General features: G+C 54.1%; 9 protein-coding genes, 1 pseudogene and 1 riboswitch. Of the genes and pseudogenes, 3 read left to right on the plus strand and 7 right to left on the minus strand.

Annotated elements, in window-relative coordinates; all coding sequences use genetic code 11:
* Positions 1-368: hypothetical protein (locus tag OSC10802_RS49890; protein WP_232731681.1), on the plus strand; the 368-nt coding region annotated here is incomplete at its 5' end.
* 486 nt (positions 369-854) lie between these two features.
* On the opposite strand, the gene OSC10802_RS49905 is transcribed toward OSC10802_RS49890, so the two are convergent.
* The 5 genes from OSC10802_RS49905 to OSC10802_RS0114945 form a co-directional block, all read right to left on the minus strand.
* Complete coding sequence (locus tag OSC10802_RS49905; RefSeq protein ID WP_155967807.1) at positions 855-1,109, minus strand: hypothetical protein; 255 nt, start codon at positions 1,107-1,109, stop codon at positions 855-857.
* Positions 1,110-2,504: 1,395 nt separating this feature from the next.
* Complete coding sequence (thiC, locus tag OSC10802_RS0114920) at positions 2,505-3,878, minus strand: phosphomethylpyrimidine synthase (protein ID WP_017717570.1); 1,374 nt, start codon at positions 3,876-3,878, stop codon at positions 2,505-2,507.
* A 7-nt stretch (positions 3,879-3,885) separates the two neighbouring features.
* Positions 3,886-3,982: riboswitch (TPP riboswitch) on the minus strand.
* Between the two features lie 251 nt (positions 3,983-4,233).
* Positions 4,234-4,962 (minus strand): Uma2 family endonuclease, encoded by a 729-nt coding sequence (locus OSC10802_RS0114925; RefSeq protein ID WP_017717571.1) that lies wholly within the window; start codon positions 4,960-4,962, stop codon positions 4,234-4,236.
* A gap of 287 nt (positions 4,963-5,249) precedes the next feature.
* Positions 5,250-5,492 carry a DUF8620 family protein gene (locus OSC10802_RS0114935; protein ID WP_017717573.1) on the minus strand — a complete coding sequence of 81 codons (243 nt, stop codon included), beginning with the start codon at positions 5,490-5,492 and terminating at the stop codon, positions 5,250-5,252.
* A gap of 131 nt (positions 5,493-5,623) precedes the next feature.
* Positions 5,624-5,956 carry a hypothetical protein gene (locus OSC10802_RS0114945; protein WP_017717575.1) on the minus strand — a complete coding sequence of 111 codons (333 nt, stop codon included), beginning with the start codon at positions 5,954-5,956 and terminating at the stop codon, positions 5,624-5,626.
* 849 nt (positions 5,957-6,805) lie between these two features.
* Between OSC10802_RS0114945 and OSC10802_RS0114965 the strand changes: the two genes are divergently transcribed.
* On the plus strand, positions 6,806-7,189 hold the full coding sequence (locus tag OSC10802_RS0114965) for a hypothetical protein (RefSeq protein WP_017717579.1): 384 nt from the start codon (positions 6,806-6,808) through the stop codon (positions 7,187-7,189).
* A 430-nt stretch (positions 7,190-7,619) separates the two neighbouring features.
* Positions 7,620-8,642, plus strand: a complete 1,023-nt coding sequence (gene ygfZ / locus OSC10802_RS0114970) for a CAF17-like 4Fe-4S cluster assembly/insertion protein YgfZ (RefSeq protein WP_017717580.1) — start codon at positions 7,620-7,622, stop codon at positions 8,640-8,642.
* 165 nt (positions 8,643-8,807) lie between these two features.
* On the opposite strand, the gene OSC10802_RS0114975 is transcribed toward ygfZ, so the two are convergent.
* Together OSC10802_RS0114975 and OSC10802_RS56485 are read right to left on the minus strand one after the other, a co-directional pair.
* Positions 8,808-9,092 (minus strand): (2Fe-2S) ferredoxin domain-containing protein, encoded by a 285-nt coding sequence (locus tag OSC10802_RS0114975; protein WP_017717581.1) that lies wholly within the window; start codon positions 9,090-9,092, stop codon positions 8,808-8,810.
* A gap of 48 nt (positions 9,093-9,140) precedes the next feature.
* A pseudogene (locus tag OSC10802_RS56485) lies at positions 9,141-9,452 on the minus strand (IS701 family transposase); the annotation flags it as partial.

Genomic DNA, 9,452 nt, shown 5'->3' on the forward strand with positions numbered 1-9,452 from the left:
AGAGTGGGGGTGAGCCCGCCCCTACAGGAAGATTTGTGTACCATTGGTACACAACTTGGGAAGCCAATGTGTCAATTGAGCGCCGGCTGCCGGTTGAATCCCATCCCTTGTGGCCCAGAGTGGGGGTGAGCCCCCCCTTACAGGAAGATTTGTGTACCATTGGTACACAACTTGGGAAGCTAATGTGTCAAGTGAGCCCCGGCTCTCGGGTGCCGGTTGAATCCCATCCCTTGTGGCCCAGCTTGGGGGTGAGCCCGCCGTTACAGGAAGATTTGTGTACCATTGGTACACAACTTGGGAAGCCAATGTGTCAAGTGAGCGCCGTCTGCCGGTTGAATCCCATCCCTTGTGGCCCAGAGTGGGGGTGAGCCCCCCCTTACAGGAAGATTTGTGTACCATTGGTACACAACTTGGGAAGCTAATGTGTCAAGTGAGCCCCGGCTCTCGGGTGCCGGTTGAATCCCATCCCTTGTGGCCTAGAGTGGGGGTGAGCCCGCCCTTACAGGAAGATTTGTGTACCATTGGTACACAACTTGGGAAGCCAATGTGTCAAGTGAGCGCCGTCAGCCGGTTGAATCCCATCCCTTGTGGCCCAGAGTGGGGGTGAGCCCCCCCTTACAGGAAGATTTGTGTACCATTGGTACACAACTTGGGAAGCTAATGTGTCAAGTGAGCCCCGGCTCTCGGGTGCCGGTTGAATCCCATCCCTTGTGGCCCAGCTTGGGGGTGAGCCCGCCGTTACAGGAAGATTTGTGTGCCATTGGTACACAACTTGGGAAGCCAATGTGTCAAGTGAGCGCCGTCTGCCGGTTGAATCCCATCCCTTGTGGCTCAGAGTGGGGGTGAGCCCGCCCCTACAGGAAGATTTGTGTACCATTGGTACACAACTTGGGAAGCCAATGTGTCAAGTGAGCGCCGGCTGCCGGTTGAATCCCATCCCTTGTGGCCCAGAGTGGGGGTGAGCCCGCCCCTACAGGAAGATTTGTGTACCATTGGTACACAACTTGGGAAGCCAATGTGTCAAGTGAGCGCCGGCTGCCGGTTGAATCCCATCCCTTGTGGCCCAGAGTGGGGGTGAGCCCCCCCTTACAGGAAGATTTGTGTACCATTGGTACACAACTTGGGAAGCCAATGTGTCAAGTGAGCGCCGGCTGCCGGTTGAATCCCATCCCTTGTGGCCCAGAGTGGGGGTGAGCCCGCCCCTACAGGAAGATTTGTGTACCATTGGTACACAACTTGGGAAGCCAATGTGTCAAGTGAGCCCCGGCTCTCGGGTGCCGGTTGAATCCCATCCCTTGTGGCCCAGCTTGGGGGTGAGCCCGCCCCTACAGGAAGATTTGTGTACCATGGTTCCAGATCCGCGTATTTAGCACTTCTAAATGATAGGTGAAATCCTCTCCCTTTTCTTGTCTTGGCGCTTTTGGCGCTCTGCACTGCGGGAAGCCGCTTGCGCGTTTATGGCGGTTTATTTAAAAATTGTTACAGTCGGCGAGGGAGTCGCCCCCTCCGCCTCTGCTTCAGAACCGGACGTGAAAGTTTCCCTTCATCCGGCTCCTGAGCTAGGTTATCCTTGTCACGGACGCCAAGTAACAACACTTGGCTTTGGTTGTTTGACTTTCACTCCTTGATTCCTGACCGCCTTGATGGCTACTACTCCGTTAGAGGTTTTGCATTCCCCTTTTCGTCTGGGCAGTTACAGACCCAGAGGTTGGCTCACTGTACGCATTAGGTGTATCCCACCATGTTTCAGGTATTAGGCTTATTCAGAGTTATTTGTCCCCCAGCCCTTCACCCAGCCCGCGACCTGTTTGCATATCCTTCGGCTTTCCCGAAGGCATTGGCTTCTGGTCGCATCCTTCCCACTCCTTTCCTGGGTTTTTCCAGATATTGCGTCTTGGTTGACTACCTTTTGGGATGTTCCCGCCAGGAGATCGGATGGGTTACTTCGTTCCGAGCAGCGATTTGATCGAGATTTTAGGGGGGTACTATCCGCCGGGTTTTGGGTATGTTCGCTGGCCGTCTAATGAAAAATAGCTGCCCCCCGTTCCCGTTGCCATTTTGGCCCCTGCCTGTTAGCCTTATTTGGCTGGTTTTGATTTACGACGGTTCAAACGTACCTTTCTCTCGTCCCCATAATCTCTTGCTCGACGGATACCAACTTAGGCTGTCAGCATTGCCGCCTTTCTACCCCGCTTCTCGGATTGACGACCAATCGCTACCGAGGGAGTAGTGCTTTCAAGTGGGCACTTCACCGGGTGGACTTGGCCTGGGGCCTCACCACCATCCCTGCTCAGCTGTCAGGGTTTTTGCGAACCTAGCTAACCGTCCCTGACCATTGCTGGTCATTTAGGTTAAACGAATCGCACTTTCACAACTCAATTATAACCGCTATATTTCAGTCCGATTTGCCAGAAAAGGGTCCCACTTTTGTAAATAGAGCCTGTTGAAGATTGGGAAGCAATATGTCGGGGCGTGCGCCGGAGCACACACCCTACTTATCTAGATTAACCTTGAGTCACCGGCTCTTTAGCCAGAAACTTCTCCAGTTCTGCCAGCGCATCGGCATCAACCTTAGTCTGCATCGGGCAGAATTTAGGGCCGCACATCGAGCAGAATTCAGCGGTTTTGTAAATATCCGCCGGCAGCGTTTCGTCGTGATATTCCCGGGCGCGATCTGGGTCGAGGGCGAGATCGAATTGCCGGTTCCAGTCGAAATTGTAACGGGCGCGGGAGAGTTCGTCATCGCGATCGCGAGCGCCTTGCCGGTGGCGGGCAATGTCCGCTGCGTGCGCCGCAATCTTGTAGGCAATTAGCCCATTGCGCACGTCTTCCGAATTCGGCAGTCCCAGGTGTTCCTTGGGCGTGACATAACACAGCATCGCCGTGCCGTACCAGCCGGCCATTGCCGCCCCGATGGCGGACGTGATATGGTCATAACCGGGCGCAATGTCCGTCACCAGGGGTCCTAGCACATAGAAAGGCGCTTCCGAACACTCCTCCATCTGCTTCTTGACATTGAACTCGATTTGATCCATCGGCACGTGACCTGGGCCTTCCACCATCACCTGCACGTCATGCTCCCACGCCTTGCGAGTCAGTTGCCCCAAAGTCTTGAGTTCGGCGAGTTGCGCTTCGTCCGAGGCGTCGTGGGTGCACCCCGGGCGCAGGGAATCCCCTAAGCTGAAGGAGACATCATATTTTTTAAAGATTTCGATGATGTCCCCGAAGTGGGTGTAGAGGGGATTTTGCTTGTGGTGGTGCAGCATCCACTTAGCGATGATGCCGCCGCCGCGAGAGACGATGCCGGTGAGGCGGGTTTTCACCAAGGGCAGGTATTCAATCAGGATGCCGGCGTGGATTGTCATGTAATCCACTCCCTGCTGGGCGTGCTTCTCAATAACGTGCAGGAAGTCATCCGGCGTCAGGTTTTCCATTCTGCCGTAGACGCTTTCCAGCGCTTGGTACACCGGCACCGTGCCGATGGGAACCGGCGAGGCGTTGATAATCGCGGTGCGGATTTCATCGAGGTTGCCCCCGCCGGTGGACAAGTCCATCACGGTATCCGCCCCGTATTTCACCGACAGCTTCAGCTTCTCGACTTCTCCGTCAATATTCGAGGAGGTGGGAGACGCGCCGATATTGGCGTTCACCTTGCACTTCGAGGCGATGCCGATGCACATCGGTTCCAGGTTGATGTGGTTGATGTTGGCCGGTATAATCATCCGCCCCCGCGCCACTTCTTCGAGAATCAGCTCAGCGGGCAGATTTTCCCGCTTCGCCACATAGTCCATTTCCTCGGTGATGACTCCCTGACGGGCGTAGTGCATTTGAGAGACATTACTCTGCCCGCACCGCTTGGCGACCCATTCTGCTCGCATGTTTGGTTTCCTCGATAAACAGCTTCCCTCCGCCGGCATTACCCGGTGTCAGGTTCTAAGGGTGTGATCTCAGCCCGCCTGTGCGGGCACCCCTAGCTATGTTGAAAGATTGTATCACCTGGCGTGGGCTAGATTGGCTCTGGTTGGTAAAGTTTTATGTAGCGGGGTGGGGCGATGGGGAGTGCCAGCCATATAATGTGTGAGAGTCCAAGTAAAGGCAACGATACAGGATCAGTGCATTTGAGCCAAACGGGGCGTCTATCTAATCATACGGCAGAATGAATTCTGCCGCTATACAAACAAAGCCCGCCTGCGCGGGCTAAGAGTTATTGTTGCTAATTAACCGGCGTAGATATCAGACCTCATCCGGGTTAACCCCTAACTGGCGCAATCGCTCTGCCAGTCGCTCAGCTTGTTGCCGTTCTAACTCAGATCGCTCATCGCCGGTGAGCAAAAGATTGCCTTGACTGTCCCACCAGCGCAACCAAGGGAGTTCCATATTTTCATATCGCCCTTGCCAGATACCTAACTCAACACCCATTGGAGCAATGGGATAGTGACCCCGCTCATTTGCCGGCACTCGCTGATAGCGACCGTCTACGAGATGATAGACTTCCACTTGAGCTGTTTTCACTTCATATATACCATAAAAAGGCACACGAATTGCCCGCTCGTACACCCAGAATTTGCCGGCAATAGGTGTAGTGTCTCGCTCCTCTGAGCCATCCCCCGAGACAAATTCTAGCACAATCAGCGGCGCGATGAATTCCTGCCACAAAACATAGAAACGCCGCACCTGACCGTCCAGCATGGGTGGCACATTGGGGACGTAAAACCAATCGGGTGCCTCAGCGCCTTTTTCTGGCGGGTCAGTCATACGCCAATAGATACCGCAATCTTGACCGATGCAGTATTCTCCGTCAGGATGGATCTGCTGCAATACCTGCCGGATGGAGTTCGTCAAGAGGTTGCTTTGAGGGTGTTCCTGAAAATTTTTCACAAAAGTACCGTCGGAGTCTGGTAGCTGGGTGTGGTCTGGCAGGGTGGTGACGACCTTCGGCGGTGTCGGGGAAATAGAAGTCATAGCAGCTGGCAGATAAGTTTGAGGGGACTTGACTCTATTTTAATTGGCAGGCGCGGGAAGGGGGTTGCCGGCAGCTCACAAGTGTCGGTTTTTTGCACAGGGTGGCGGTCGGGGGGGATTGGTGTTAAGTCAAAGACAATAATGAACCGCCAAGACGCAGAGAGCGCCAAGAAAGAAGAGGGAGTTGCCCACGGAAAAACGCCATTTCAGCCAAGGTTTGTAAAATACTTGCACCTGTGAGTTTGCCGGTAGGGGGGCAGACCCACCGGCATTGAGAGGGGTAACAATCAGTTAGATTGCAGGCGTTTGGAAACCCAGCTAATTATCCCGCTCAGAATTGCGCCGGCCATGAGAATGCCAATTGCCGGCGTAAACACCGGCTCCCAAAGCTTGTACCACAAATCGAGTCCGAGACTCACGTTTGCCGCTCGACCGGCAACAGCAACCGCAAGCCACGCGAAACTAAATAGCACCAGGAACACATCCGCCATTAAAAACAGATTTAGCCACTCGATCAGTCTATCTTTCATCCTTTTCAGAACTCACTTCACATCAATAAAACCCCACCGGCAGCCATCCCAATTGACCGCCGGCGGGGATTTGCGCAGTTGGTGCGCCCTTAGTATCGCCGGCGCTCCAGAGGTGCCGGCGATGGCTTCCATCACGCGCCTCTGAGCAATCTCGCCATACTGCGCGGATGGGCGCTCGCCCAGAGGTTAATGGCCAAACAGGTGCTTGCCAGAGACAGCAAAATGTAGGTGGGAGCCATAATCACCCCAACGCTCAGCCAAGTATATACGTGAAATACCATCACTGCCGCCAGGATGCAAGCAAATCCAGCCGCTCGCCACACCTGAACTTGAGGGCGGCGCAGTGCGGTGAGAATAATGGTTCCCAATGTTACCAGCAAATTGGCAGGCACCAGAAACGCACAAATGGCGATGCAGTGGGTGCGGGAAAATTCGGACAGGGTATGTAAATCAAACACGATCATTGCAATTTAAAGTGTGGTTTTCACGATTTGCAGGAAGTCGCTGTCGCTAGTCTAGCGCTCGGGAGCATCCCGGTTGTGCGAAGAAGCCCAAATGAATGCGACAATGATTTCAGCAGGTTGCAGGAGGAGAAGATTTTTAGGCCAGCCAATCCTGGCAATGGGATTGAAACTAGCGCTCAACCCCTATCACCCCGCCACCGGCACCCCCGACAGCCCGCAGGATTTCCCCCTTAATCTGCAGGTGCTTTCTTAACCCAGCCTGCAGTAGGCTAAAGTAATCCCTGTAAGTTACATCTAAAAATCTCAATGGAAAACACTCAGTCGCTGGATTGGATTGCAGGCGGGCTGGCCATCGCCATTATCATCGGGGCGCTGCTGATGATGTTCAGCAACATTTGGACGATGGGCAAAAAATAAAGGCCACCCTGTGGGCCCCCGGATCCCCCGCAGCGGACACCGGCACGCCTCAGGGTACAGCCGGTGAGGATTCGATACGATCGAGTTGTTTTCCTTCTGTGAGCTTGGATCGCATGCAAACTACCAAGTTGCACCGGCAGCTGGTCGCCGGTGTGGCCCTATCCTTGGCCCTAGCGCCCGCCGGCGGGCCCGCCGCACAGGCGAAGGACGATTGTGTCGCGCCAAATAGGGGCGGGTTTACAGATATCCTTCCCTACCAGCAAACATTTTGGGTGAACCCGCCCCTACAGATCAGCACCGGCTCCTTGACGATGGCGCAAGAGTATTTCAGATATCTCAGCAGGCGATTTAATACATATTGTTTGCCTATATACAAGATGGGAATTTTTTGCTATCATCGGAATTGCATAATCTATAAACAGTTTCCATCAAATGAAACCTAAAATTAAAGATACCGCCGCGTGGCAGCAAGCTGAATTGCTGATGCAGCCGGCTCTCATCCGCCTGATCGACAATATCCGCAAACAGCTGGAAGACTCCCTCTGGCAAGGCACCTATCAGGAAGTGCAAACCCCCTATCCGGGCTATCTCCTCCGCCTGCAGCATCAAGACCAAGAATTCACCTTTGACCTCTGGGATTTGTGCTACCAGATATGCTTTAGCAACTACAGACCTTCCCACGCCGACTCAGAAAGCGTGGACGTTGACATCGATACCAGTCTTATCGATGAAACCGGCGATGTCGATTGGAACCACCTCGATGCTAAGACGAAACAGCTTGTAGCGCAGATCTTTGCCGGTTTGCCCGCGACTTAAAGATGCTGTTGGCCAATTCCTGAACCGTTACACCCCACATTCGACCGCGCACGCCTCTTATATCATATCCGGTCAATTGCCCCTAATTAATTTTCCCATCCCTATTCCTCTTTCTTCTTCCGTCTTGGCGTCCTTGGCGTCTTGGCGGTTCATTATTAACACCCCCGATCAATTCGCTAACAGTCTCATTAAATCGAACCCCTCCTCTTTCCGTATAAGAACTTGCTGTTTTCCGTTCCGCTCTCCCCCACGGAGAGCGCCACCGCAGCGATACTCCTGCGGAGCCGCTGACAAGCCAGCCGGCCTCACGATCGATCCCTCCGTGTCTTCCCTCTGCGCCTCTGCTAACCTCCCCTGTCAGAGGTGAGGGAAGTCAGGCTACCATTATTGAGCAGTGCCCCACCCTTGAGCCAACATTAAGATAGTGACTATGGAAGAGAGCGCGCAGCACCCAGCCTCCGAACTGGGGAAGGAATCGAACGGAAACGAAGCTGCAGCACTTGGCGCAGCGCGACAGAGTGCAGCCGTGGCGAACCGCTCGCACTGGGGGCGAATCCTGGTTTCCGATGCGGACCGCCTTCGCTTCTTGCACAACCAAAGCACCAACGACTTCAACAGCCTCAAACCAGGACAGGGTTGCGACACCGTGTTCGTAACCTCGACAGCTCGCACGATTGACCTGGCGACTGCTTACATCACAGAAGACACCGTGCTGCTGCTCGTCTCGCCGAACCGCCGGCAGCAATTAATCCAGTGGCTGGATAAATATATCTTTTTTGCCGACAGGGTGCAGCTGAGAGATATCACCGGCGAAACCGCTGCATTCAGCTTAATTGGGCCAGAAAGTCACGCATTGCTGGAGAAACTCGGCGCTATGGAAATGGTGGGGAAACCCGATGGGAGCCATCAGTTATTTAACATTGCCGGTGCGGAAGTTCGGGTTGCTGTCGGGAATGGCTTGGGGATAGCCGGCTACACGTTAATTGTGCCTAGGTTAAGCGCGGAAACCCTTTGGAATAGTATCACAGCAGCCGGTGCGACACCCCTGAGCGAGCGAGGCTGGGAGCAGTTAAGAATCGAGCAAGGAAGACCGGCACCCGACTTGGAACTCACGGAGGATTACAACCCCCTGGAAGCGCGGCTCTCGCACACGATTTCTTATAGCAAAGGCTGTTACATCGGTCAAGAGACAATTGCCCGATTGAACACTTATAAAGGCGTCAAGCAACACCTCTGGGGGGTGCGCCTGAGCGCACCCGCTTCCCCCGGAACGGTTGTGACCGTCGGGGAGGAGAAAGTTGGAAAGCTAACAAGTTATACGGAAACCGAGCGAGGACCCTTTGGTTTGGCGTATATTCGCACGAAGGCGGGGGGTGCCGGTTTGCAAGTGCGGGTGGGAGAAGTGCAGGGTGAGACCGTTGATGTTCCCTTCTTGGAACCGCCGGTTGAATAAAAATAAATCCGGTTAATTACTTTTTTCTTGGCCTTGAGCGCTGCCCTAACGCGCCGGCGGGCTTTCCCCTCATTCTTCGGGCGGGAGCGGGGAACGCACATCCGCAATTAAGCCAATGCCCCACTCCCGCCGCAATACCCAATGCCCAAGTCTCACCTGTGCCCCCTAGCTGGGATGGAACTTGTGATAGAGCATTGCCTTTACCGGCTCACCCCCGACGAGGTGTCGCCTCACAACCGCCGGCACCTCGTTGGGGTGAACGCGGCTGTACCAAACCTCGTCTGGCTGCACCAGCACCATCGGCCCCTCCCCGCACTGTCCCAGGCAAGAGCTGCCGGTGACTGTCACACCGGCAGCGGGGTGAGCTTGAAAAGCCGCAAGAACCTTCGCAGCACCCAGCTTGCGGCAGCTGCGGTGCTGGCAGATGAGGACACGTCCAGGAGATGCCAAGGGATATGCTGTGATAACTGGTACAGATTGTATCCCTCTTTTGTCACTCTAGGCAGAAGAAAAGTAATATTGCCACTGCTGACCGTTTACGGAAATAGCCGGTGGAAAGAAATTCATTAGAGAAATTAAGCGAGTCAAGCCTAAAGTTAACTGAGGGATAGGGAAAACCTTTAACCAAGTCTTGATAAGATTAAAACAGACTAGAGGGAGAAGAATTAAGCGCAGATTGTTCAAAAGATTTTTCCAGCCTTCTTTTTCGTCCCATTGCTGATGTTGAGGAAATCTTTGGTGAACAGGACTTGGGGGATTCAGGCAAAACCTCGACCCTTTTTGACTAGAGGCAGCATAAAGACTGACCAT

Source organism: Kamptonema formosum PCC 10802, assembly GCF_000332335.1.
In the GTDB taxonomy this organism is placed as follows: Bacteria; Cyanobacteriota; Cyanobacteriia; order Cyanobacteriales; family Oscillatoriaceae; genus Oscillatoria.